Raw genomic sequence first — 22,665 nt, 5'->3', positions numbered from 1 at the left:
TATGTTTACCGGTACCGGGCCGAGTGATGTAGTGGAGCGCGGCTTCCTCAAAGATCGAGTCAAGGAATTATTTTCTGCGCAGTCGGATATCGCCCTGTTCTACTTCGCAGGACACGGTCATATTGAGGCGACAGGGGGATACCTGCTAGCGAGTGACGCTCGGCGTGGCGACGAAGGTCTATCGCTTTCCGACGTGCTGATCATGGCAAACGAATCGCGTGCTCGCAATAGAATTATTATTCTTGACAGTTGTCATTCTGGGATCGCGGGCACGCCTCCAGTAGCAGGAAACCATGCGAGTCTATCGGAGGGGTTGAGCATCCTCACAGCGTCGAGTGCGGACCAATATGCCACTGAAGTGAACGGCAGAGGGGTATTTACGACCTTGCTCGTAGACGCACTTCATGGCGGAGCGGCGAATCTCACTGGTGACATTACGCCCGGCAGTATTTACGCGCACGTTGATCAATCGTTGGGGGCTTGGGAACAACGCCCGATTTTCAAGACCAACGTGCGCCAGTTTGTATCCTTGAGAAAAGTGTCTCCTCCGATTGCTCTTGAGGAACTGCGCCGAATAGCAGAGTTTTTCCCGCAGTCGGGGCACGAGTTTGCATTGGATCCGACGTACGAGCCTGAACTAAAAGGTCGAGATCCAGGGATGCCAGAGCCGATTCCCGAACACACGCGGGAATTTGCGGTCCTGCAACGCTATAACCGCCTGAACCTGGTCGTGCCGGTAGATGCCCCCCATATGTGGCATGCCGCGATGCAAAGCAAGGCGTGCAAGCTCACAGCGTTGGGCGAGCACTATCGCCGCCTCGTTGAAAATGGACGTTTGTAAAGTCACTCGCACTTCGTGAGCAGCGTAAGCGTGACTTGAAGGCCGCATGGACAAAGGTTCCTGCGGTGTCCAAAGTGATGTCCGTTACTTCAAGTGGTGGGGACTACTTTGGACACACGGAATGTAAAGCCTTCGAACCGTAAAGGCAGACCGAATTACACACCAGAGTACCGACGGCAAGTTGCCGTCGCGGCATGCGAGCCGGGTATTTCGGTGGCCAAGCTCGCGCAGGTGCACGGGCTGAATTCGAATATGGTGTTCAAGTGGCGTCGGCAACTGCGAGCGGGACTTTTTGAAGGGACGGGGCACAGCACAGCGGTGTTGCTGCCCGTAGCGCTACCTGATGCACCGAGCGGCGAGAGAGCAGAACCGGTGTCGCCCGCTCTACAGTCTGTCGAGCCACATCGCGAGAGCGTGCCGGCAGCATCGGGCATCGAAATTGAACTAAACGGTGCCCGTGTACGTGTCACGGGCATGGTCGACCCCGTGCAGTTGCGCCTCGTGCTGCGCTGCCTGATGCCAGCATGATTGCGCCGCCAAGCGGTACCCGCGTTTGGCTGGCAGCGGGCATTACCGATATGCGCCGTGGCATGGATGGGCTTGCCGCACTGGTGCAGTCAGCACTCGGACGTGACCCCTTCTCGGGGCACATCTTCCTGTTTCGCGGGCGTCGCGGTGACCTCATCAAGATTTTATGGTGGAGCGGCGACGGCATGGTAATGCCCCCTGAAATCCACCGCTAGGAGAAGTAGAATTTTCTCGTTAAGAGGGAGTTCTGCAGATGAAGAAGTCGAGATTCACGGACAGCCAGATACTGGAGGCGCTCAAGCGCGCGGAGGCTGGGCTGGCGGTGCCGGAGCTGTGCCGAGAACTGGGCATCAGTTCGGCAACGTTTTATAAGTGGCGCTCGAAGTACGGCGGCATGGACGCGTCGATGATGTCGCGCATGAAGGAGCTGGAGGCGGAGAATACCCGGCTTCGCAAGATGTACATCGAGGAGAAGCTCAAGGCTGAGATTGCCTCGGAGGCCCTGCAAAAAAAGTTCTGAAGCCATCTCGTCGGCGCGAGATGGCAAAGCAAGTTGTGCAACAGCGGCGCGTGTCAATTCGTGTGGCGTGCGCGGTGCTCGGCATCAGCGAGTCGTGCTACCGGTACGCGGCGAAGTTGAACACGGAGAACGAAGAGATTGCCGACTGGCTACTGCGTATTACGGGCTGCCATCGCAACTGGGGTTTTCTGCTGTGCTACTTCTACCTGCGTAATGTGAAGGGATTCGGCTGGAACCACAAGCGCATTTACCGGATTTACCGGGAGCTGGAGCTGAACCTGCGCATCAAGCCGAAAAAGCGGCTGGTGCGCGAAACGCCGCAGCCGCTATCGGTACCGGAGGCCATCAATGAAGTGTGGTCGATGGACTTCATGCATGACCAACTGGTTGACGGGCGCAGTATCCGGACGCTGAACGTGATTGATGATTTCAACCGCGAGGCGCTGGGCATCGAGGTGGATTTCTCGTTGCCATCCGAGCGGGTGATTCGCACGCTGAAGCAGCATATGGAATGGCGAGGCAAGCCGAAGGTCATCCGGTGCGACAACGGCCCGGAATATTTGAGTGCGGCCATCGTGACATGGACGCAGAAGCAAGGCATCCGGCTGGAATACATCGAGCCGGGCAAGCCGCAGCAGAATGCGTATATCGAACGGTTCAACCGGACTGCGCGATACGAATGGCTGTCGCAGTACCTGTGGGAGGACCTGGAGCAGGTTCGCGAAGCGGCGGCCGACTGGATGTGGATTTACAATCACGAGCGCCCGAATATGGCATTGGGCGGTTTTACCCCGAAGCAGCGGCTTGCCATGGTCGCTTAGTTTCTACTTCTGCTGACCGTGGAAAACGGGGGCATTACCGCATGAACCTGTACGCGAAACGACTCGAGCGCGGACGCTTCGTGTGGCCACAAGCGGATTCAGGAACGGTCCATCTATCTGCCGCCCAACTGTCGATGCTGCTCGAGGGGATTGATTGGCGGCATCCCGAGCGGACGTGGCAGCCGACGCACGCGGCGTAAAGGGGGAAGCGAGGGTCCACAAACCCGTGGGCTTCATTTACACTGGCACGCATGCCAGCTAGCCATCTGCCCGATGACATCCCCGCACTCAAGCGAATCGTTGCTTCGCGCGACGAGACCATCGCACAGTTGCTGGCCGAGATCTCGCGACTCAAGCGTTGGCAGTATGGGCGGTCATCGGAGCGCATGACCGAACTGATGGACCAGTTGCAGCTCGCGCTCGGTGAACTGCCCGCTGCTGAATCGGCCATGACCGCGACGTCGAAGGTGCCCGATGCTGATACGGCTGCTGATACATCAGCCACAACGAACGTTGTCCCGCTGCGCCGCAAGTCGCGGCACTTCCCTGCCCATCTTCCTCGCGAAACGGTTGTGCATGCGCCGTCAAACTGCGGATGCCCGGAGTGCGGCAAACAGATGCGAGCACTCGGCGAGGACGTCTCGGAGGTGCTCGACTATGTGCCCGGCTACTTCAAGGTACTGCGTCACGTCCGTCCGAAGCTGAGCTGCCCGCGCTGTGCCGCAGTCGTGCAGGAGCTGGCACCTTCGCGGCCGATAGCACGCTCGATGGCGGGTGCGGGGCTGCTCGCACAGGTCGTCGTCGCGAAGTACGCTGACCATACGCCGCTCTACCGGCAGGCCGGCATCTATCGACGCGCGGGCATCGAACTGGATCGGGCAACACTGGCTTCGTGGGTGCGTGAAGCAGCTGCGCTGCTGCAACCGCTGTCCGATGCACTTGGTCGTTACGTGCGCGATGCAGACAAGATCCATACCGACGACACGCCCATGCCTGTGCTGGAGCCGGGGCGTGGCAAGACACGCACGGCGCGCCTGTGGACCTATGTGCGCGATGACCGCCCGGCAGGAAGCCGTGCGCCACCAGCAGTCTGGTACAGGTACTCACCCGACCGCAAAGGGGAGCGACCTCGGGAACATCTGGCGGGCTACACGGGAATCCTGCAGGCAGATGCCTTCAGCGGGTATGACGCCCTGTATCGTGACGGCACGGTCATCGAGGCCGGATGCTGGGCGCATGCGCGGCGCAAGTTCTACGACCTGTACAAGCTGGACAGCTCACCGATTGCCGAAGAAGCACTGCGCCGCATCGGGGCGCTATATGTTGTTGAACGCGAGGTTCGCGGCCAGACGCCGGACGTGCGCCTGTCTGCGCGTCAGCAACGCTCGGCACCGTTGCTCACCGAGCTGAAGGCTTGGCTCGAACACTCGCTCTCACAGGTCTCGACGAAGTCGGGGTTGGCCAAGGCGATCAGATACTCGCTGGGGCACTGGCACGCACTCACACACTATTGCGAAGACGGGCGCGTCGAGGTGGACAACAATACGGCGGAGCGTGCGATCAGGCCGCTGGTCCTCGGCAGGCGCAATTATCTGTTCGCAGGCTCAGACGGCGGCGGCGAAAGCGCGGCGGTGATCTACAGCCTGATCGGTACTGCACGCCTGAACGGCTTCGATCCGTTTGCGTACCTGCGCACGGTGTTTGAGCGCATCGCCGATCATCCCATCAACCGCATCGACGAGTTGCTGCCGTGGAGCCTGATGTCAGCCGAACACGTCGAGCAGCACGCCGCCTGAGAATCAATCCGATGGTCCACCCCCTCAGACCTGCTGTGCGCCGAGTCAAGGCGCCAGTGCCCGATTACGTACTGCGCGTTGAGCTGAAGTACATCAAGCCTGCGATTTGGCGCCGAATCATCGTTCCCGGTTCGATCCGGCTGGGCAAGCTGCATGTCGTGCTACTGCTGGCCATGGGCTGGGAGGGCGGGCACCTGCACGAATTCGTCTTCGGCGAAACCAACTATGGTGAACCGGATGACTTCGGGTTCGAGAGCGATCCGCCAATGCTCAATGAAGCACGGGTCACGCTGGCGAAGGCGCTGGGCGGGTTGAAGTCATTCACCTACGTCTACGATTACGGGGACAACTGGCAGCATCGGATCAAGGTCGAGAAGGCGCTGACGCCTGATCCAGACATGCGCCAGCCGCTGTGCCTGGACGGGCAGAATGCGTGTCCACCGGAAGACGTCGGTGGAGTTCCAGGATATGCCGACTTCCTCGAAGCGATCACCGATCCGACGCACGAGGAACACGACCACTTCCTCGAGAGGTGTGGCGGCAGCTTCGATCCCGCCGCTTTCGATCTCGTGCTGACGAATCAGCGGCTCTCAGAGGTCAAGCTCTGATCGTCAAGACGGCCTTAGAGTGACGCTTACTGAGCAGCTTGTACGCCAAAAAGGGGCACGTCCGCCGGCTAGGCGAACTTCTTAACTAAACGAAAAGATTATCCCAATGACGTCAAAAACACACGTTCCGCCAACGACAAGCGGACACGTCGGCGACTCAATGCCTCCAGTGTTGCGCCGCCCACCTCCGGTGCCAACGATTAAGCCGCCCAAACCCGCACCAACGAAGTAGGTTTCGCATGTCCCAACAGCGATTCTGGCGTGCGCTTTACGAACTCATTGTTCATGGGTATTTTCTGGATGCGTATTGTCAGGAGTCTATCGTTAAGGAGCGTCGCACGAATGTCGTGCTAGCCGTGGCGTCTTCGGCAAGTCTCGGAATTTGGGCCATATTCAAACAGTTTCCGCTGATTTGGAGCGGGATTATTGTTGCAACGCAGATTGTGTCGGCGACGAGCAAGTTTCTTCCGTTTTCTGCACGGGTCAAGTCGGCGTCTGCGTGCGCTCATGAGTACAAATCAATCCAAAACTGGGCAGAGCGCAAATGGTGTGAGATTGCCGACGGACTGTTGACCGACGTCGAGATAAGCAAAGCAAGGGCGGATCTTCAGGAGCGTGTGTCTAAGGCTCTCAAAGCTCATTTTCCCCATGGGGGGCTGCCGGACAACCCTCAACTCTTGCAGAAGGGAGAGGAAAGGGCATTTCAGTATCTAAATCATCATTACGGACACGCCGATGAATAATCAGAAACCTACGCCCAATTTGGTGCCACCTCGCAGGGAAGAACGGAATGCAAATCTTCCGCCTGTAAACAAGAAACCACCACCGATGCCTGCGGTGAAGCCTGCCAAGACTGGAAAATAAAAAGGTCTGACGACTGCGAGAGTGCGTAAAACCTGCTGTCGCAGTCAGTTTTGCGGTTCGGTGCAGCCGCAGCTTTCCCAGCTTTTGCGGAGCAACCCCGAAAAAATTGCGGAGCACCGCTTGCGGATGTCAGTAGGCACTACCGTGAAACCCAAGAAATTCTGGCGGAGGCGGTGAGATTCGAACTCACGGAAGGGTTACCCCTTCGCCGGTTTTCAAGACCGGTCCATTAAACCACTCTGGCACGCCTCCGGGGCGTTGCGCACGATGCAGAATCGTGGCCTGGGATGTCGTCCGGGTGACGACTTGAGATGCGTGCGGTCCGGTGTCATCGGCGTCGGAGTCGTTTACGCTCCAAAGCAGACCAGTACCGCACGGCAGCGCGCATTATACCTGTACATCCCGCCGTGTGAAGCCTTCGCGCAACCAAAATCGCCTCACACCCCGCTAATTTCCTGGGATGACCCCCGTCCCCCCTTGTCTTGTCACCGCCCGGCATGCATCATGCCTGAAGACGTGCGGTGTACGCCCCCGGCGTTACCGTGCGAGGCCAGACATGACCCCGGAGACACCGCATGGATGCCGACACCTCCCGTGCCCCCGCCCAAGAGACGTCGAATGACGCCAGTGGCGAGCGCGTGACCCCCGCGCCAAACAAGAACGCAACCAACCCGGCAAACGCCGACTCGACTGCCGCGCCCTTCACCTGGCAGATCCCCACGCTCTACAACATTGGCGTCGACGTCTGCGACAAGTGGGCCGACGGCACCAACCGTCTTGCCCTCATCCACGAAAGCGCAGACGGCGCGCACGTGCGCCTCACATTCGGCGTCCTCAAACAACTCTCCAATCAACTCGCCAACGAATGGCGCGCCAACGGCGTCAAGGCGGGGGACCGCATCGGCATCTTCCTGCCGCAGTCGCCCGCCACACTCGTCGCCCACGTCGCCGCGTACAAACTCGGTGCGATCGCCGTCCCGCTATTCACGCTGTTTGGCCCGGAAGCGCTCGCCTATCGTCTGCAGAACTCCGGCGCAGCAGTGCTCGTCACCGACCTCGCGAGCATCGGCAAGATCGACGACATCCGCGCCGAGCTACCCGACCTGCGACTCGTGTACGTCGTCCATGACGATCTGCCCGAAGCGCATCATCACGTCGCCGACGATGAGGACTGGGGCGTCGCCGAAGACGGTTTGCTCGCACTGTGGCCAGCGATCGTCTCGCGCGATACGCATTTCGAGCCCGTCCAGACCCGCGCCGACGCACCGGCCGTGATCATCTACACCTCCGGCACCACGGGCAAACCCAAGGGCGCGCTGCACGCGCATCGGGTGCTGCTCGGGCATTTGCCGGGGGTGGAGACGTCGCACAACGGCTTCCCGCAGGAGGGCGATCTGATCTGGACGCCCGCCGACTGGGCCTGGATCGGCGGGCTGCTCGACGTGCTGTTGCCCGCGCCGCATCACGGCGTGCCGGTCCTGTCACGACGCTTCGAAAAGTTCGATCCGGTGGCCGCCTTCGATCTGATGGCGCGTCACGGCGTGCGAAATACCTTCCTGCCGCCGACCGCGCTCAAGATGCTGCGCACTGTGCCATCCCCGCGCGACCACTGGCCGCTGCAATTGCGCTCCGTCGCCAGCGGCGGCGAGTCGCTCGGCCCCGAACTGCTGGCGTGGGGACGCGAGCACCTCGGCGTCGACATCAACGAGTTCTACGGGCAGACGGAGTGCAATATGGTCGTCTCCTCGTGCGCGGCGGAATTCCCGGCGCTGCCCGGCGCCATCGGACGCGCCGTGCGCGGGCATGACGTCACCATCGTCGATGACGACGGCACGCCGCTACCCACAGGGGCCGTGGGCAACATCGCCATCGCACGGCCCAACCCGGTGATGTTCCTTGGCTACTGGCACAACCCGGACGCCACCATGGACAAATATCGTGGCGACTTCCTGCTCACGGGCGACTCGGGATTCGTCGACGAGAACGGCTACATCACGTTCACCGGCCGGTCGGACGACGTCATTACCAGCGCCGGCTACCGGATCGGTCCGGGACCGATCGAGGACTGCCTCATCCGGCATCCGTCGGTGCAATTTGCTGCGGTGGTCGGTGAGCCCGACGACCTGCGCACCGAGATCGTGAAGGCGTTCGTCGTGCTGCGCGAAGGGTATGAACCCTCGGATGCGCTGGCTAAGGAGATTCAGGACTTCGTCAAGCACCGCCTCGCCGCGCACGAATACCCGCGCAAGGTCGTTTTCCTGCCTGAACTGCCGATGACCGTGACCGGCAAGATCATCCGCAAGGCGCTGAGGGAGATGGGGGGCGCACTGGGTTAGGGGCGAGCCACACCGGGAGTCGCGAAGCCACACGTCGAACCGCGACACGGGTATGGGACGTTGATGTGTGCTTGGGACCGCGCCCATCGCGAAGGACGACCCGCGACAATGAAAAACGGCGGGGCATCTCAATCGAAGATGTCCCGCCGTTGTCGTCTGCGTCGTTGCAGGCCGATTACTTCTTGTCGCCTTCCAGAAACATCCCTTGCAAGTCGTTCAGGAAGCGCTGTCCCAACTCGGTCGGGGCGATCCGTTGCGGATCGTCGACGAGCAGGCCCTTTTCGACCCCGGCGGCGAGCGCCTTGGCGATCTTCGCCATCGGCAAGCCCGTGCGCTCGGCAAACAGCTCGCTCTTCACACCATCGGTCAGACGCAACGCGTTCAGCATGAATTCGAACGGCAATTCGCGCGCATCGACTTCGCGCTCTTCCTGAACCGCGTTACCGGCGGCGGCCGCCTCCATGAATCGCTGCGGATGCTTGTGACGCACCTGGCGCAGCACACGATGGGGGAACGAAATCTTGCTGTGCGCGCCCGCGCCGATGCCAAGGTAGTCGCCGAACTCCCAGTAATTCAGATTATGCTTGGCGCGTCGGTGCGGCTGTGCGTACGCCGACACCTCGTAACGTCCGTAGCCCGCCGCCGCAGTGCGCTCGGCAATCCAGTCCTGCATGTCGGCCGACGTGTCGTCGTCCGGCACTGTCGGCGGATACTTATGGAACTGCGTGTTGGGTTCGAGCGTGAGGTGATACAGCGACAGATGTGGCGGAGCGAACGAGATCGCCGTCTCCACATCCTGCTGACATTGCGCGAGCGTCTGGTTCGGCAACGCGAACATCAGGTCGAGATTGAAGTTGTCGAAATTCGCCTGCGCGATCTCGATGGCATGACGGGCTTCGTCGCCATCGTGAATACGGCCGAGCGCCTTCAGATGCTCGCTGTTGAAGCTCTGGATGCCGACGGACAACCGGTTGACCCCGCTCGCGCGGAAACTGCGGAATTTGTCCGCTTCGAACGTGCCGGGGTTGGCTTCCATCGTGATCTCGGCGTCGGCGTCGAGCGGCAGCAGGGCGCGCAGATCCGAGAGCAAACGGTCCAGACCTGCTGCCGACAACAGACTCGGTGTGCCGCCGCCGATAAAGACCGTGTGCACCGGACGTCCCCACACCAGCGGCAACGCCTGTTCGAGATCCTGACGCAATGCGTCCAGATAAGCCTGCTCGGGAAATGCCTGCGCGCCGCCTTCGCCACGCCACTCGTGCGAGTTGAAATCGCAGTAGGGGCACTTGCGCACACACCACGGGAAATGCACGTACAGCGACATCGGCGGCAACGCCGGCAAACTGATCTTGCCGGGCCGCAGAAAGTTCTGCACGGGCAACGTGGACTCACTCATACGACTTACGCCTCCCGCCCCAGCTTTTCCAGCAGCACGCGCAATGCGCGAGCGCGGTGGCTGTGGGCGTTTTTCACGGCGGGATCGAGTTCGGCAGCCGTCTGATTCAGCGAGCGGATGAGGAAGTGCGGATCGTAGCCGAAGCCATGCGCGCCACGTGCGTCGTCCACGATCTCACCATCCCAGCGCCCTTCGGCGATGATCGGTTGCGGATCTTCTGCGTGACGCACGAGCACGAGCGCCGCGAAGTAATACGCATCGCGATAGCCCGGCGTGTCGGCATGCGGGGCCAGTTGTTCGATCAGATGACGGTTGTTCGCGGCATCCGACTTCTCACGGCCGGCGCGCGCGGCGTAACGTGCGGAATACACGCCCGGCGCACCGCCGAGGATCGGCACGCACAGGCCGGAGTCGTCGGCGAGCGCGGGCAGACCGGTCGCAGCGGCGGCGTGACGCGCCTTCGTCAAAGCGTTCTCGATGAAAGTCACGTGCGGTTCGTCGGCCTCGGACACGCCGAGCATGCCCTGCGGGACCAACTCGATGCCGAGCGGCGCGAACAACGAGGCGAATTCGCGCAGCTTGCCCGGATTGTTCGACGCCAGCACGATCTTCTGCATGGCCATCGTCAGACTCCCAGCGCACGCTTTTGCGCGTCGATCAACTGACGGATACCGGCGTCCGCCAGATCGAGCAACACATTGCTTTGCGCGCGCGTGAACGGCGCGCCTTCGGCCGTGCCTTGAATTTCGACGAAACCGCCTTCGCTCGTCATGATGACGTTCATGTCGGTGTCGCATGCCGAGTCTTCGACGTAGTTCAGGTCGAGCACCGGCTGTCCCTGATACAGTCCGACGGAGACGGCCGCCACGTGCGCACGGATGGGCGACGCTTCGAGCTTGCCGTCTGCAATCAGCTTCGAAACAGCGTCATGGGCAGCGACGAATGCGCCAGTGATCGAGGCGCAACGCGTGCCGCCGTCGGCCTGAATGACGTCGCAGTCGATCTGAATGGTGCGCGGGCCGAATTTCTCGAGGTCGAACACGGCGCGCAGCGAACGGCCGATCAGGCGCTGAATTTCCTGCGTGCGTCCGCTTTGCTTGCCGCGTGCGGCTTCGCGGTCGCCACGGGTGTGCGTGGCGCGCGGCAGCATGCCGTACTCGGCGGTGAGCCAGCCCTGGCCCGAATCGCGCAGGAAGCCCGGCACTTTCTCTTCGACGCTGGCCGTGCAGATGACCTTGGTCTCGCCGCACTCGATCAGCACGGAGCCTTCGGCGTAGCGGGTGTATTGGCGGGTGATGCGCACGGGGCGCAATGCGTCTTGCGCACGGCCGTCCGGGCGGGTGATTTGCGTCATGGATGAATGTCCTGCGAGGTAAATTTATGCGGCAATACCCGAATGGTATCGCTAAACGCCAAAAGCTTGGCGGCGCGCGCCGGTGTCGTGCGCGGATTCAGGAGCCTTGGGCCGGAAAATGCGATAATCCCGTTTCATCCATTGCATGCGAAACCGGTTGCTCCATCGCCACGCTGAAAAAGTGTCACGGCGCTGTGGTAACGGTCACCCCGATGAAAGACAACAATATCTACAGTATGACCGGCTACGCCAGCGTCACGCGCGACATTGCGCATGCCGATGGAGCCGCAGGCGCGAGCGTGTCGGTCGAATTGCGCACGGTCAATTCGCGCTTCCTCGATCTGGCATTCCGCATGCCCGAAGAAGCGCGTGCGTGCGAGCCGTCGTTGCGTGAATCGCTCACTGCCAAGCTCTCGCGCGGCAAGGTCGATATCCGCATCAACGTGCAACGTCCCGAGAGCGGCACCAACGGTGCGCTCAATCTCGAGGCCGTCAAACAACTCGCCGATCTCGAACAGCAAGTCCTCGTTCATTTTCCCGATGCGGAACGCATGCGCACCGGTGAAATCCTGCGCTGGCCGGGCGTACTCGGCGAAGAGTCGGTGACGGCCGAAGCCCTGCGCGATGCCGTGATCGATGCCGGTCGTGCCGCGATCGGCGACCTCGTCGAGGTGCGTCGTCGCGAAGGGGCGCAGCTCAAGGCCAGCCTGATCGAGCGCATCGAGAAGATGGAGACGATTCTCACGGGCCTGCAACCGCTCGTGCCGGATCTGATTGCACGTCATCAACAGAAGATCGTCGATCGTCTGCAAGAAGCGCTGGGCGTGGTCGTGCCGGAAGGCTCGGCAGCACCGAGCAAGGAAGAAGTCGCGGAACGCATTCGTCAGGAAGTGACGATCTATGGCGTGCGCATCGACGTTGCGGAAGAACTCACGCGACTCGACGCCCACCTGAAGGAAACCCGCCACATCCTCGACAAGGGAGGACTGGTCGGCAAACGGCTCGACTTCATGATGCAGGAGCTCAATCGCGAAGCGAATACGCTCGGCTCGAAGGCAGCCTCGAAGGAACTCGCCGATGCGTCGATGGAGCTCAAGCTCTACATCGAGCAGATGCGCGAGCAAGTGCAGAATCTGGAGTAAGTCGTATGTCCCCGCAATCACACGCCCCGCAACCCGCCTTGCATGCCGAGTATCCCGGCAATCTGTTCATGGTGGTCGCCCCTTCGGGTGCGGGCAAGTCCACGCTCGTCAACGCGCTGCTCGCGCAGGATCGCGACGTTCGTCTGTCGATCTCCTGCACGACGCGAGCACCACGTGCCAACGAAGAAGAAGGCGTGCACTACAACTTCATCTCGGTCGAACAGTTTCTCGAGCGCCGCAAGCGTGGCGAGTTTCTGGAAAGCGCCGAGGTGCACGGCAACTATTACGGTACGTCGCGCGTGTGGATCGAAGAGCAGATGCGCGAAGGCCGGGACGTGCTGCTGGAAATCGACTGGCAGGGCGCGCAGCAGGTGCGCAAGCGCTTTTCGAACGCGGTCGGTATCTTCATTCTGCCGCCGTCCATCGAAGCGCTGGAAGAGCGCCTGAAAAAGCGCGGCACCGACGAGCCGAAGGTCATTGCACGCCGCTTGCTGGCGGCCGGTGGTGAGATCGCCCACGCGCCGGAAGCGGACTTCATCATCATCAATGACGAATTCCAGCGCGCGCTGGATCAACTGCAATCGGTGTTCACTGCTGTGCGTCTGCGATTCGCTTCGCAGTATGCGCGGCACAAGACGTTGTTCACCGATCTGGATATCCACGCGCCGAACGATCACGAGTAACACCGTCGCATTCGCTGGCAACGCTCGTGTTTTGCGCGAGCGCGCGCCGGCTGCGATAGAATACGCCTTATATTGAGAAGGAACCTCCTTATGGCCCGAATTACCGTTGAAGATTGCCTGAAACAAATTCCGAATCGCTTCGAGCTCGCACTCGCCGCGACCTACCGCGCCCGCCAACTGGCGCAAGGTCACACGCCGAAGCTCGAAAATAACAAGGACAAGCCGACCGTCGTCGCGCTGCGCGAAATCGCAGCTGGCCAGGTGGGCATCGAGATGCTCAAGAAAGTGCCGCTCTGATCGGGAGACTGCACTGATGCGATGTGACGTTCCGGGCCGCTCGACGAAGCAGGTACATGTATGAGTCATGCGAAATCACCGGCCACGTCCATCGCTGCGGATGAACCCAAAGCGGGGGAGCCCAAGCCCGAGCGCAAGAAGAAAAAGGGCGAGAGCGCCACGCGACAGTATATCGACGCGCTGCTGGAGCAGTCCTATCGGCACCTCTTCGGTCCGACGGCAACGCCCGAGCAGCCGCGCAAGCACGAGGTCGTCTCGATCGCCCGTCTCAAGGGCATGCTTGGGGAGTACCTCAAGGAAAGCGACCTCGCGCAAATCAAAGAAGCCTTCCAGTTCAGCGATGAGGCCCACCTGGGTCAGTATCGCCAGAGCGGACAGCCTTACATCACCCATCCCGTAGCCGTTGCCGAGATCTGTGCCGAGTGGAAACTCGACGCGCAGTCGATCATGGCAGCCCTGTTGCACGACGTGATGGAAGATCAGGGCGTGACCAAGGCCGAACTCGCCGAGCGATTCGGACCGAAGGTCGCCGAGCTGGTCGACGGCCTGTCGAAACTCGACAAAATGGAGTTTCGCAGCCGCGAAGAAGCGCAAGCCGAGAGCTTCCGCAAGATGCTGCTGGCGATGGCGCGCGACGTGCGCGTCATTCTCGTCAAGCTGGCCGACCGTTTGCACAACATGCGCACGCTGGGCGTGACGTCGACGGAAAAGCAGCGCCGCGTGGCGCGCGAAACGCTCGACATCTACGCACCGATTGCGCACCGCCTCGGCCTGAACAATACCTATCGCGAACTTCAGGATCTGAGCTTCGCGAATTACCATCCGCGTCGTTACGCCGTGCTGGACAAGGCCGTGAAGGCCGCGCGCGGCAACCGGCGAGAGGTGGTCGGCAAGATTCTCGACGCGGTCGAGAAGGCCCTGAAAGACGGCGAAGTCAGTGCCGACGTCTTCGGCCGCGAGAAGACGCTCTTCAGCATCTATACGAAGATGCAGGAAAAGCAGTTGTCGTTCTCGCAGGTGCTGGACGTGTACGGCTTCCGTGTGGTCGTCGAGTCGAACGCACAGTGCTATCTCGCGCTCGGCGTGCTGCACGCGCTCTACAAGCCCGTACCGGGCAAGTTCAAGGATTACATCGCGATTCCGAAGGTCAACGGCTATCAGTCGTTGCATACGACGCTCGTCGGCCCCTTCGGCACGCCCATCGAATTCCAGATTCGCACGCGCCGCATGCATGAGATTGCGGAAGCGGGCGTGGCCGCGCACTGGCTGTACAAGAACGGCGGCGCGGACATGAACGACGTGCAGAAGCATGCACACCAGTGGCTACAGTCGCTGCTCGACATTCAGAGCGAGACGGGCGACTCCACCGAATTCCTCGAACACGTCAAGATCGACCTGTTCCCCGATGCCGTCTACGTCTTCACGCCGAAGGCGCGCATCATGGCGCTGCCGCGCGGTGCGACGGCGCTCGACTTCGCCTATTCGGTTCACAGCGATCTGGGCAACCAGTGCGTGGCCGTCAAGATCAACAACGAGTTGCTGCCGCTTCGCACCGAACTGAAGAACGGCGACATCGTAGAAGTCATCACCGCGCCGTATTCGAAGCCGAACCCCGTGTGGCTCGGCTTTGTGCGTACTGGCAAGGCGCGTTCGGCCATTCGTCATTACCTGAAGACGATGCGTTTCGCCGAGTCGGTGCAACTGGGCGAGCGTCTGGTCGAGCAGGCGCTCAAGGGTTACGGCCTGACGATGAGCGAGATCTCCCCGGAAATCTGGGACAAGCTCGCGCAGTGGACGGGCAACAAGGATCGTCAGGACATCTTTGCCGACATCGGTCTGGGACGTCGGGTCGCGGCCGTGATGGCCAAGCGCCTCGCGGTGCTCACGTCGGGCAAGGAAGGCGAGAACGACGACAGCCCGGACGATCCCGATTCGCCGCGTACGGGCGACGAGAACGTCGGCCCGCCGGTGCTCATCACGGGCACGGAAGGCATGTCGGTGCAGTTCTCGGCATGCTGCCGTCCGATTCCGGGCGACGCCATCATGGGCTACATCGGCATCGGGCTGGGCATGGCGATCCACACCACGGACTGTCCGGTCGCGCGCCGTATCCATCGCAAGGATCCGACCCGCTGGATCGATGTGGCGTGGGCACCGCAGCCGGGGCGTCTGTTCGACGTCGGCATCAAGGTACTGGTGCATCACAATCGCGGCGTGTTCTCGCGTGTGGCGGCCGATATCACGGCGTCCGACGCGAACATCGTGCACATCGGGATGGACGAAGTGGTGCCGGACGAATCCGCCACGCTACGCTTCCTCATTCAGGTGAGCGACCGCGTGCATCTGGCTAACGTGATGCGCCGCATCCGTGTGAATCCGGACGTCATGCGTGTGGCGCGCGAGCGCCCCAGCGAGCGGCATCAGGACGATGTTCACGCCATGCGCATTTCGCGCGAACGCGGCAACTACTGATTCACGGTGTCGACGAAACGAAAACGCCTCCCTCGGGAGGCGTTTTGCATGGTGTCGAACGGTGCGCGGTGCGCTTACTCGGACAGCGGGTAGCGCACGTCGAGAATCTCGATCTGATCGAGCCCGGCCGGCGTGCGCAACGGCACGGTGTCGCCGATCTTCGATTTGGTAATGGCACGGGCGATGGGCGAGATCCAGCTCACGTGCCCGCGGTCGAGATCCACCTCGTCGATGCCGACGATCATGATCGTATGCTCATCTCCCTTGCCGTCCGCATAGGTGACTTCCGCACCGAAAAACACCTGATCGACGTTCTCCTGACGACGTGTGTCCACCACTTCCGCGTTATCCAGACGCTTCGTCAGAAAGCGAATGCGCCGGTCGATCTCACGCAGACGTCGTTTGCCGTAGATGTAATCGCCATTCTCCGAACGGTCGCCATTGGACGCCGCCCAGGACACGATCTTCACCACCTCAGGGCGCTGATTATCGATGAGATCGAGCATCTCGTCCTTCAGACGACGGTAGCCTGCAGGCGTGATGTAGTTCTTGGTGCCCGCAGGAATCTCCGGGGCACCGGCGTCGAGATCGTCATCGTCGTCGCCGCTATCTTCCTTGACGAAAGCTTTGTTCATAAGTCGATGCCCGCCACGCGCGCGAGCCAAAAGCGTTAGACAATCCCTGCATTATAGGAGCGATGTCGCAGGAACATGGGCGTCCCTCTGTTTTCGTGGGCGGCCATCATGCTCAGGTGTCATGGAGTGCGCCCGCAATGTCCTCTACAATCGGACGTCAGCACCCCACATGAACGCCACACTTCACAGCAAGTGTCGAACGCAGGAGAACCGCGCCATGACCGATTCCACGAGTCCCTTCCTTGCCGTACTCAAGCCGCATCTGAGCGATATCGGCGCCTTCACCGTGCAGCGCAGTCTGCCGAGCCTGGCGTTCAAGACCGTCGGGCCGTTCATCTTCTTCGACCACATGGGGCCTGCAACGCTGCCGCCCGGTGTGGGGCTGGACGTGCGTCCGCACCCGCACATCGGGCTGGCGACCGTCACCTATCTGTTCGACGGCGAAATCTGGCACCGCGACAGTCTCGGCAGCGATCAGCGCATCACGCCGGGCGCGGTGAACTGGATGACGGCCGGGCGTGGCATCGTGCATTCGGAGCGTTCGCCGGACGATGTGCGCGAGCGTGGCGGTGACGTCCATGGCATTCAGACGTGGGTCGCGTTGCCGCAGGCCGACGAGGAGACCGCGCCGTCATTTGCGCATCACGAGGCGTCGTCGCTGCCGGACATCTTCCTGCCGGGCGTGCACATGCGTCTGATCCTCGGCGAAGCATTCGGCGAGAAGGCGCCGGTGAAAGTTTTCTCGCCGATCTTCTATCTGGCGGTCGAAATGGAACCGTGCGCAGCATTCGTGCTGCCGCCGGAGTACGCCGAGCGCGCCGTCTACACGGTGCAGGGCGAGGTGACGGTGAACGACGAGACCCTGCCCGAGCATCGGATGGGTGTGCTCGCTCAGGGGGGCGACGTGCGCATCGTGGCGGGTGATCGACCCGCGCGGTTGATGCTGCTGGGCGGCGCGCCGCTCGACGGCGAGCGCTTCATCTTCTGGAACTTCGTGTCGTCGAGCCGTGAGCGCATCGAACAGGCGAAGGCCGCCTGGACGGCGCAGGAAATGGGCAAGGTGCCCGGCGAAACGGAATGGATTCCGTTGCCGGAGCGCAAGCCGTCGGCGAACTGAGTTTCATCGAAGTAGGATCGAAATAAGCGCGAAGTAAGCGCAAAGTAAGGGCGAAAGCGCCTGTTGACGGACTGCCGCAACAGGCGTTTTTCGTTGGGATGCCGAGGCGTCAAGCGCTCAGCACGATCACGGAGCAGCGCCGTTCTTCCAGCAAACGATGGGAGACCGCGCCGAAGTTGAGGCGGTCGCCGAAGCGCGGTTGCACGCCGAGCACGAGCAGATTGTGTTTGCCGTGGTGGATCTGATGCAGGATGGCGTCTTCGACCTTGCCGCCTGCGAGCAGACGCGTGCGTAGCTTCACACCGTTGCGCTCGGCCAGTGAGTGCAGATTTTCCAGCATGGCGGCTTCGGCGGTGTCTGGATGCAGCACGCGCGGACGCCACCGGCGGTGCAGCATCCCCGGTGCCACGCGCGCCGAGACGTGCAGCGCGGTGACCGGCGCGTTCGCCGCGCGAGCGAGTGTGATCGCCAGCTCGGCCGCGTGGCGCGAATAATCGGTGCCTGAGACCGGCACGAGGATATCGAGCGGTGCATCGAGCTGGCGAGCGTGGTCGCCATGCGCGAGCACGATGGCGATGGCCCCGTCGAATGCCTTGGTCAGCGGCAGCACGGCCGTCGGCAGGGGGAGCGGGGGGACGTCCGAGTCCGATTCCTGGCCCGGCGCGTCGAACCCTGCGATGACGAAGCCGTAGCCCTTGGCGATTTCGTCGGAGATGCGCACCGCTTCGTCGCTGCTTTCGGGCTGTGCCGCTTCCTGTTCGCGTGCGGTGTCGGACGGATCGTCTGCGACGAATTCGCCTTCCTCTTTCGCCTCGCTCACGCGCTTGTCGTCGTGGGCTTCGCCGACCGGCTCATGCTTCGGGGCGGCATTGGACGATGTTTCGTCATCCGGTGTCTCGTCCTTCCCTTCCTTCACAGGACCATGCGGCAGTTCCGGCGTTTTCTGAGGCGCTTTGCCCGTGCGCTCGCGTAGCACCAGACGTGCAGCCTCGCGTTCCTTCTCGCCCGGCTTGACGGGTTTGTCTTCTTCGACGCCCGGCGTCCCGGGGGCGCGACTCACCGCGTGCGTGGCGGCGGCAAGGGCGATCTCATAGGCATCGAGCCCGGCGCATTCGCCCGCGTCGACGGCGGCGCTGTCATCGGTCGTGGCAGGTGCAGGGGCGAGCACCGTCGTCAGTGTGCCGCGAACACCGGCCGTCAGCCCGGCGATCCACGCGGCGAAGCGTCCGTTGGCGCTGCCGTCGACCGCCGTCAGAATGCGCTCGACGTTGGGCAGGAAGTCTCTCTCCTCTGCGGCTTCCTTCTCGAGCCGCGCCTTCTCTTCGGCGGACAGCGGAATGCGCACGAGCGCGCGGCGCAGTACCGACGGCATGATGAGCGTGGTGATGAGCGCCATGATGACGATCATGGTGAACAGGTCCTTGCTCAGCACGCCCAGCGACAACCCGATGCTCGCCACGATGATCTCGGTCGAGCCGCGCGCGTTCATGCCGGTCGCCAGCGCAAGCGCCTCCGCCGAGGACATCCCGCCCACACGGCCGCCGATAAAGCATCCCGTGAACTTGCCGATGCTCGCGATGAGGATCAGTCCGGCCACCAACCCGAGCATTCGCCAGTCGAGCAGAATCGTCAAATCCACCGACAAGCCCGCCACGCCGAAGAACACGGGCGCAAAGAGGGCGACGATCAACCCGCGCAACTGCGCCTCGATCTGTTCGGTGAGAATGGGCGACTGCCCGATCATGACCCCTGCCATGAACGCGCCCAGTGCCGTGTGCACGCCGAGTTTGTCGGTCGCGAGCGCCAGCACGAACGTGATGACGAGAATCGCGCTGAGTACCGGCATCTCGACGGTGAAACGGTCGTTCGTCCAGCGAATGGCCACCGCCACGGCGCGCTTGCCGACGGTAAAGCACAGCACGATGAACAGTAGCGTGCCGCCGAGGCTGAACGTCAGATGGCCGAGGTCGACCGAACCGCTGGCCCCAAGGCCTGCAATGGCGGCAATGATGATCCAGCCGGTGGTGTCGTCGAGAATGGCGGCCGCGAGGATGATCTGGCCGATGTTGCGCCGCAGATAATCGACTTCGCGAATGACCATCGCCACGACCTTGACGGACGATATCGACAGCGCCGTGCCGAGAAAGAGCGACGTGACGAGCCGCGCTTCCGGATGCGGCAGCAGATTGTCTGGCAGGTGCCACCCGAGCGCGAAACCGCAGACGAACGGAATCAGCATGCCGCCCGCCGACGCGAAGATGGCCATGCGCTTCATGCGTCGCACCAGCCCCAGGTCCGTCTCCAGCCCGGTGGACAGCAGAAGCAGCAGCACGCCCAGCTCGGAGACGGCGTCGAGCATCTTCTTCTGTGCTTCGTTATCGGGGAAGACGGCGTGTTGCCAGGCGGGCATCAGCGCGCCGAAGATGGACGGGCCGAGCAGCACGCCCGCGAGCAACTGGCCCATGACCGCTGGCTGACGCAGCCGTTGCATGACCTCGCCGAGCAGACGGCCGACGAGTACCAGCAAGAGAAGTTGGGTAAAGAAGATCGCCGTGCCGTGACCTGCGTGCATGTGCCTCCCTGCCCGTCGTTGGACTTTGCGATTACCATGCTTCAAGCTGGCGGCTGTTTACTATGAGTAACGGCCGCTATTCACGCAATTTACCACGCTCGATAGAACCCATGATCGATACCAATCTCGCCAGTTTCGACACCGACGTACTGGCCGTCTCGCATCAGGTCCCCGTGCTGGCCGACTTCTGGGCCCCGTGGTGCGGCCCCTGCAACACGCTCGGGCCGATGCTCGAAAAGCTGGAGGCCGAAGCGCAGGGACGCATCCGCCTCGTTAAGATCAATGCCGATGAAAACGCGCAATTGTGCGCGGAGTACGGCGTGCGCAGCCTGCCCACGGTCGTCGCGTTCGTCGATGGCGAGCCGGTCGATCAGTTCGTGGGCGCGCTGCCGGAAGGGCAGTTGCGCGCGTTCATCGACCGCATCGTGCCGAATCCGGCAGACATGGCGCGCAACGTGGCGCGCAAGGCGCTCGCAGAAGGCCAGCCAGCGGTGGCGCGCGACGCGCTGCAAGCCGCACTGGCGCTCGATCCGGCGCATGACGAAGTCCGTCTCGATCTGGTTGACGTCTTGCTCGGCATGGGTGACATCGAGGCCGCACGTACTGAGCTGACGCTGCTCTCGCCGCGCACCGCCGCGAGCGGCGACGCCCGTATTGCGGCCCTCAACACGCGTATTGCGGCTGCGGAGCAGGCCAGCCATCTGCCCCCGGCCTCGGAACTGATCGCGCGCGTGGACGCCGAACCGGCCAATCTTCAGGCGCGTCTGGATCTGGCCAATCGTTATCTCGCGGACCGGGCGTACGAACCGGCCTTGCAGACGCTGCTCGATATCGTGCAGCGCGACCGCTCGTTCGGCGACGACGCCGGACGCAAGTCGATGCTCGCGATCTTCGACGCACTCGCCGAGACCGATCCGGCGACGGTGGCGGCGTGGCGTCGCAAGCTGAGCGCGGCGCTGAACTAAGCGCCGTCCCGACGTCCCGATGTCCCATAGCTCTCTCAACTTTTCGACGCATATGACATCTCCCACCTCCCCCCCATCTCCCGCGCTCATTACCTTCGCCCCCGATCAGGCGGGCGAAGCCGTCTTCGATCACCCCGCCGAGGCGCGTCGCGTGAGCGGCAATCCGCAACGCATGACGCGTCCGTTCTACACCGACGCACTGGGTGAGTTCGATTGTGGCGAATGGACCTGCGAACCCGGCGCGTGGCGCATCGCCTTCGGTGCGCATCGCCAGGAATACTTCTCCGTGATCGAGGGACGCATCCGCATCAGCGATCTCGACGGCAACGCGTCGGAGTTCGGGCCGGGCGACGCCTGCGTGATTCCGGCCGGGTTCGAGGGCGTGTTCGAAGTCATCGAACCGGTGCGCAAACACTTCGTGATGTTCGAGCGCAAGGCGGCCGCATGACACGTCTGATCTTTTTCTGCGGCCACGCCGGGGCAGGGAAGACGACGCTGGCCAAGCGTCTGATTCGTCCACTGATCGCGCAGCGGCGAGGCCTTTTGTCTGCTCGACAAGGACACGCTGTATGGGGCGTACAGCGCGTCGGTGATGGGCGCGCTCACAGGCAACCCCAACGACCGCGACAGCCCGCTCTATTTGCAGACGTTGCGCGAACCGGAGTACGCGGGGCTGCTGGAGACGGCCCGCGAGAACCTGCGTCTGGGCGTGAACGTGCTGGTCGTCGGTCCGCTCTCGCGTGAATTGCGCGAAGGCCTGCTGTTCGACCGGGCGTGGCTGGATATCGACGACGACGTGGGCGTTCACGTGGTCTGGGTGGACCTTGACGAAGCGCACGCGCGCGAGCGCATCGAGAGCCGGGGCAATCCGAACGACGCCTACAAGCTGGAACATTGGGACGAGTATCGCGTGCGTCGCTTTTTGCCTCCTGCGGCGGCATTCCCGGGTCTCGTGCGCTTCGATAACACCGCACCGACGCCGGACGACGACGAGCAGCTGTTGCAAACGTTACTGGCGCATACGCGCTGAGGGGCAGGGCGGATCAGGCGCACGCGTCGATTTGCGCGTGCGAAAACCGCAGAAGGGACAATTGACGCGAAGGGAATAATCCGAAAGGGCGGGTGTCGCCGGTCTTTTCACCGGTGGCCGTTGCTAAGGTGTGGGCATTTTCCCTCTTGGCGTCGCGTCGACCATGTCTTTTCTGTTCCTTCGACCCCTTCTGTCCCTCATCGCTTCGTGTATTCGCCGTCGGTCCGGCCACCTCATCGGCATCTTCACGGCCGCCATGCTTGCGTCACCCGATGCGACGCTCGCCGCCGAGCCGCCCATGGCGGGCATGCCGCGCCTGAGCACGGTGGCTGCGCCCGCGCAGGCTCCAGCATTTCCTTCCGACACCGCGTCCGCTCAGACGCCGAGCGTCGCCGACACCCCGACGACGGCGCGCATTCGCGAGCGCGGCCGCATTCTGCTCGGCTATCGGCAGTCCGCCGTGCCGTTCTCCTATGTCGACGCCAACGATCAGCCGATGGGGCTGGCGTGGGCACTATGCGAACGGATTGTGACGTCGCTGCGGCAGGAGATGGCGATGCCGGAACTGCGCATCACGCCGGTGCGGGTGATCGAACAAATGCGCGGGCCGCTGGTGAAAGGCGACGCCATCGATATCGACTGCGCGCCCTCGACGGTCACGGCATCGCGCGGGCAGTAGGTGGCCTTC

The 22,665-nt window shown here is 62.4% G+C and carries 22 protein-coding genes, 1 tRNA gene and 1 pseudogene; 18 read left to right on the top strand and 6 right to left on the bottom strand.

The window, feature by feature from the left end:
- The first annotated feature begins 1 nt into the window (after nucleotide 1).
- The 8 genes from MB84_RS15120 to MB84_RS15080 all read left to right on the top strand — a co-directional run bounded on the left by MB84_RS15120 (nucleotide 2) and on the right by MB84_RS15080 (nucleotide 5,857).
- Entirely contained in the window at nucleotides 2-841 is an 840-nt protein-coding gene (locus MB84_RS15120) for a caspase family protein (RefSeq protein ID WP_046293845.1), read from the top strand.
- Between the two features lie 93 nt (nucleotides 842-934).
- Nucleotides 935-1,369 (top strand): IS66-like element accessory protein TnpA, encoded by a 435-nt coding sequence (gene tnpA, locus MB84_RS15115; RefSeq protein ID WP_052652849.1) that lies wholly within the window; start codon nucleotides 935-937, stop codon nucleotides 1,367-1,369.
- On the top strand, nucleotides 1,366-1,584 hold the full coding sequence (gene tnpB, locus MB84_RS15110) for an IS66 family insertion sequence element accessory protein TnpB (RefSeq protein WP_084009810.1): 219 nt from the start codon (nucleotides 1,366-1,368) through the stop codon (nucleotides 1,582-1,584). Before tnpA ends, tnpB (MB84_RS15110) begins: the two co-directional genes overlap by 4 nt.
- Nucleotides 1,585-1,622: 38 nt before the next feature.
- A protein-coding gene (locus tag MB84_RS15100) for an IS3 family transposase (protein WP_157122635.1) occupies nucleotides 1,623-2,710 on the top strand; the annotation gives its coding sequence in 2 pieces (ribosomal slippage) (nucleotides 1,623-1,872 and nucleotides 1,872-2,710; 1,089 coding nt in all).
- 41 nt (nucleotides 2,711-2,751) lie between these two features.
- Nucleotides 2,752-2,910 carry an IS66 family insertion sequence element accessory protein TnpB gene (tnpB, locus tag MB84_RS15095; RefSeq protein WP_046292371.1) on the top strand — a complete coding sequence of 53 codons (159 nt, stop codon included), beginning with the start codon at nucleotides 2,752-2,754 and terminating at the stop codon, nucleotides 2,908-2,910.
- Nucleotides 2,911-2,961: 51 nt separating this feature from the next.
- Nucleotides 2,962-4,506, top strand: a complete 1,545-nt coding sequence (tnpC, locus tag MB84_RS15090; RefSeq protein WP_046292370.1) for an IS66 family transposase — start codon at nucleotides 2,962-2,964, stop codon at nucleotides 4,504-4,506.
- A gap of 11 nt (nucleotides 4,507-4,517) precedes the next feature.
- The gene (locus MB84_RS15085) at nucleotides 4,518-5,114 is read left to right on the top strand and encodes a plasmid pRiA4b ORF-3 family protein (RefSeq protein ID WP_046292369.1); all 597 of its coding nucleotides are present in this window, start codon (nucleotides 4,518-4,520) and stop codon (nucleotides 5,112-5,114) included.
- Between the two features lie 239 nt (nucleotides 5,115-5,353).
- Nucleotides 5,354-5,857 (top strand): hypothetical protein, encoded by a 504-nt coding sequence (locus tag MB84_RS15080; RefSeq protein ID WP_046292368.1) that lies wholly within the window; start codon nucleotides 5,354-5,356, stop codon nucleotides 5,855-5,857.
- A 283-nt stretch (nucleotides 5,858-6,140) separates the two neighbouring features.
- Here MB84_RS15080 and MB84_RS15075 read toward each other — a convergent pair.
- Nucleotides 6,141-6,230: transfer RNA gene (locus tag MB84_RS15075), tRNA-Ser, on the bottom strand.
- Nucleotides 6,231-6,553: 323 nt separating this feature from the next.
- Here MB84_RS15075 and MB84_RS15070 point away from each other — a divergent pair.
- Nucleotides 6,554-8,314, top strand: coding sequence for an acyl-CoA synthetase (locus MB84_RS15070; protein ID WP_157122743.1), 1,761 nt, complete (start codon nucleotides 6,554-6,556; stop codon nucleotides 8,312-8,314).
- 175 nt (nucleotides 8,315-8,489) lie between these two features.
- On the opposite strand, the gene hemW is transcribed toward MB84_RS15070, so the two are convergent.
- The 3 genes from hemW to rph are packed head-to-tail and all read right to left on the bottom strand — an operon-like array spanning nucleotide 8,490 to nucleotide 11,064.
- The gene (gene hemW / locus MB84_RS15065) at nucleotides 8,490-9,710 is read right to left on the bottom strand and encodes a radical SAM family heme chaperone HemW (protein WP_046292367.1); all 1,221 of its coding nucleotides are present in this window, start codon (nucleotides 9,708-9,710) and stop codon (nucleotides 8,490-8,492) included.
- A gap of 5 nt (nucleotides 9,711-9,715) precedes the next feature.
- Nucleotides 9,716-10,333, bottom strand: coding sequence for an RdgB/HAM1 family non-canonical purine NTP pyrophosphatase (gene rdgB, locus MB84_RS15060; RefSeq protein WP_046292366.1), 618 nt, complete (start codon nucleotides 10,331-10,333; stop codon nucleotides 9,716-9,718).
- Nucleotides 10,334-10,335: 2 nt separating this feature from the next.
- Nucleotides 10,336-11,064, bottom strand: coding sequence for a ribonuclease PH (rph, locus tag MB84_RS15055; protein ID WP_046292365.1), 729 nt, complete (start codon nucleotides 11,062-11,064; stop codon nucleotides 10,336-10,338).
- Nucleotides 11,065-11,276: 212 nt separating this feature from the next.
- On the opposite strand from rph, the gene MB84_RS15050 reads away from it, so the two are divergent.
- From MB84_RS15050 to MB84_RS15035, 4 genes are all read left to right on the top strand, one after another.
- Complete coding sequence (locus tag MB84_RS15050) at nucleotides 11,277-12,206, top strand: YicC/YloC family endoribonuclease (RefSeq protein WP_046292364.1); 930 nt, start codon at nucleotides 11,277-11,279, stop codon at nucleotides 12,204-12,206.
- Between the two features lie 5 nt (nucleotides 12,207-12,211).
- Nucleotides 12,212-12,889: a guanylate kinase gene (gmk, locus tag MB84_RS15045; protein WP_046292363.1), complete on the top strand. Its 678-nt coding sequence runs from the start codon at nucleotides 12,212-12,214 to the stop codon at nucleotides 12,887-12,889.
- A gap of 90 nt (nucleotides 12,890-12,979) precedes the next feature.
- A complete protein-coding gene (gene rpoZ / locus MB84_RS15040) occupies nucleotides 12,980-13,186 on the top strand; it encodes a DNA-directed RNA polymerase subunit omega (protein WP_039397582.1) in 207 nt (68 codons plus the stop codon).
- A gap of 60 nt (nucleotides 13,187-13,246) precedes the next feature.
- Nucleotides 13,247-15,658: a RelA/SpoT family protein gene (locus tag MB84_RS15035; RefSeq protein ID WP_046292362.1), complete on the top strand. Its 2,412-nt coding sequence runs from the start codon at nucleotides 13,247-13,249 to the stop codon at nucleotides 15,656-15,658.
- A 74-nt stretch (nucleotides 15,659-15,732) separates the two neighbouring features.
- On the opposite strand, the gene greB is transcribed toward MB84_RS15035, so the two are convergent.
- Nucleotides 15,733-16,293, bottom strand: coding sequence for a transcription elongation factor GreB (gene greB, locus MB84_RS15030; protein ID WP_046292361.1), 561 nt, complete (start codon nucleotides 16,291-16,293; stop codon nucleotides 15,733-15,735).
- A 217-nt stretch (nucleotides 16,294-16,510) separates the two neighbouring features.
- Between greB and MB84_RS15025 the strand changes: the two genes are divergently transcribed.
- Nucleotides 16,511-17,410, top strand: coding sequence for a pirin family protein (locus MB84_RS15025; RefSeq protein ID WP_046293842.1), 900 nt, complete (start codon nucleotides 16,511-16,513; stop codon nucleotides 17,408-17,410).
- 109 nt (nucleotides 17,411-17,519) lie between these two features.
- On the opposite strand, the gene MB84_RS30540 is transcribed toward MB84_RS15025, so the two are convergent.
- Nucleotides 17,520-19,982 carry a cation:proton antiporter domain-containing protein gene (locus MB84_RS30540; protein ID WP_052653407.1) on the bottom strand — a complete coding sequence of 821 codons (2,463 nt, stop codon included), beginning with the start codon at nucleotides 19,980-19,982 and terminating at the stop codon, nucleotides 17,520-17,522.
- A gap of 113 nt (nucleotides 19,983-20,095) precedes the next feature.
- On the opposite strand from MB84_RS30540, the gene trxA reads away from it, so the two are divergent.
- The 4 genes and pseudogenes from trxA (at nucleotide 20,096) to MB84_RS15000 (ending at nucleotide 22,656) form a co-directional block, all read left to right on the top strand.
- Nucleotides 20,096-20,947, top strand: coding sequence for a thioredoxin (gene trxA, locus MB84_RS15015; protein ID WP_046293841.1), 852 nt, complete (start codon nucleotides 20,096-20,098; stop codon nucleotides 20,945-20,947).
- 52 nt (nucleotides 20,948-20,999) lie between these two features.
- Entirely contained in the window at nucleotides 21,000-21,395 is a 396-nt protein-coding gene (locus MB84_RS15010; protein ID WP_052653405.1) for a cupin domain-containing protein, read from the top strand.
- Nucleotides 21,392-21,977, top strand: a pseudogene (locus MB84_RS15005) (P-loop nucleotide/nucleoside kinase family protein). The gene MB84_RS15010 and the pseudogene MB84_RS15005 overlap by 4 nt, the downstream one beginning before the upstream one ends.
- Before the next feature lie 256 nt (nucleotides 21,978-22,233).
- Nucleotides 22,234-22,656 carry a type 2 periplasmic-binding domain-containing protein gene (locus tag MB84_RS15000; protein ID WP_157122742.1) on the top strand — a complete coding sequence of 141 codons (423 nt, stop codon included), beginning with the start codon at nucleotides 22,234-22,236 and terminating at the stop codon, nucleotides 22,654-22,656.
- Nucleotides 22,657-22,665: the final 9 nt, after the last annotated feature.

Origin of the sequence: Pandoraea oxalativorans (assembly GCF_000972785.3) — a bacterium.
Taxonomy (GTDB): domain Bacteria; phylum Pseudomonadota; class Gammaproteobacteria; order Burkholderiales; family Burkholderiaceae; genus Pandoraea; species Pandoraea oxalativorans.
This window is presented reverse-complemented; position numbering and strand designations above follow the sequence as displayed.

Excerpts from the sequence above, each read along its gene's own strand:
- tnpB (WP_084009810.1), top strand. The coding sequence starts at position 1,366 with ATGATTGCGCCGCCAAGCGGTACCCGCGTTTGGCTGGCAGCGGGCATT.
- MB84_RS15120 (WP_046293845.1), top strand. The coding sequence starts at position 2 with ATGTTTACCGGTACCGGGCCGAGTGATGTAGTGGAGCGCGGCTTCCTC.
- MB84_RS15025 (WP_046293842.1), top strand. The coding sequence starts at position 16,511 with ATGACCGATTCCACGAGTCCCTTCCTTGCCGTACTCAAGCCGCATCTG.
- rdgB (WP_046292366.1), bottom strand. The coding sequence starts at position 10,333 with ATGGCCATGCAGAAGATCGTGCTGGCGTCGAACAATCCGGGCAAGCTG.
- MB84_RS30540 (WP_052653407.1), bottom strand. The coding sequence starts at position 19,982 with ATGCACGCAGGTCACGGCACGGCGATCTTCTTTACCCAACTTCTCTTG.
- MB84_RS15080 (WP_046292368.1), top strand. The coding sequence starts at position 5,354 with ATGTCCCAACAGCGATTCTGGCGTGCGCTTTACGAACTCATTGTTCAT.
- tnpC (WP_046292370.1), top strand. The coding sequence starts at position 2,962 with ATGCCAGCTAGCCATCTGCCCGATGACATCCCCGCACTCAAGCGAATC.
- MB84_RS15070 (WP_157122743.1), top strand. The coding sequence starts at position 6,554 with ATGGATGCCGACACCTCCCGTGCCCCCGCCCAAGAGACGTCGAATGAC.
- MB84_RS15010 (WP_052653405.1), top strand. The coding sequence starts at position 21,000 with ATGACATCTCCCACCTCCCCCCCATCTCCCGCGCTCATTACCTTCGCC.
- rpoZ (WP_039397582.1), top strand. The coding sequence starts at position 12,980 with ATGGCCCGAATTACCGTTGAAGATTGCCTGAAACAAATTCCGAATCGC.
- gmk (WP_046292363.1), top strand. The coding sequence starts at position 12,212 with ATGTCCCCGCAATCACACGCCCCGCAACCCGCCTTGCATGCCGAGTAT.
- MB84_RS15085 (WP_046292369.1), top strand. The coding sequence starts at position 4,518 with ATGGTCCACCCCCTCAGACCTGCTGTGCGCCGAGTCAAGGCGCCAGTG.
- MB84_RS15000 (WP_157122742.1), top strand. The coding sequence starts at position 22,234 with ATGCTTGCGTCACCCGATGCGACGCTCGCCGCCGAGCCGCCCATGGCG.
- greB (WP_046292361.1), bottom strand. The coding sequence starts at position 16,293 with ATGAACAAAGCTTTCGTCAAGGAAGATAGCGGCGACGACGATGACGAT.
- MB84_RS15035 (WP_046292362.1), top strand. The coding sequence starts at position 13,247 with ATGAGTCATGCGAAATCACCGGCCACGTCCATCGCTGCGGATGAACCC.
- rph (WP_046292365.1), bottom strand. The coding sequence starts at position 11,064 with ATGACGCAAATCACCCGCCCGGACGGCCGTGCGCAAGACGCATTGCGC.
- MB84_RS15050 (WP_046292364.1), top strand. The coding sequence starts at position 11,277 with ATGAAAGACAACAATATCTACAGTATGACCGGCTACGCCAGCGTCACG.
- hemW (WP_046292367.1), bottom strand. The coding sequence starts at position 9,710 with ATGAGTGAGTCCACGTTGCCCGTGCAGAACTTTCTGCGGCCCGGCAAG.
- tnpB (WP_046292371.1), top strand. The coding sequence starts at position 2,752 with ATGAACCTGTACGCGAAACGACTCGAGCGCGGACGCTTCGTGTGGCCA.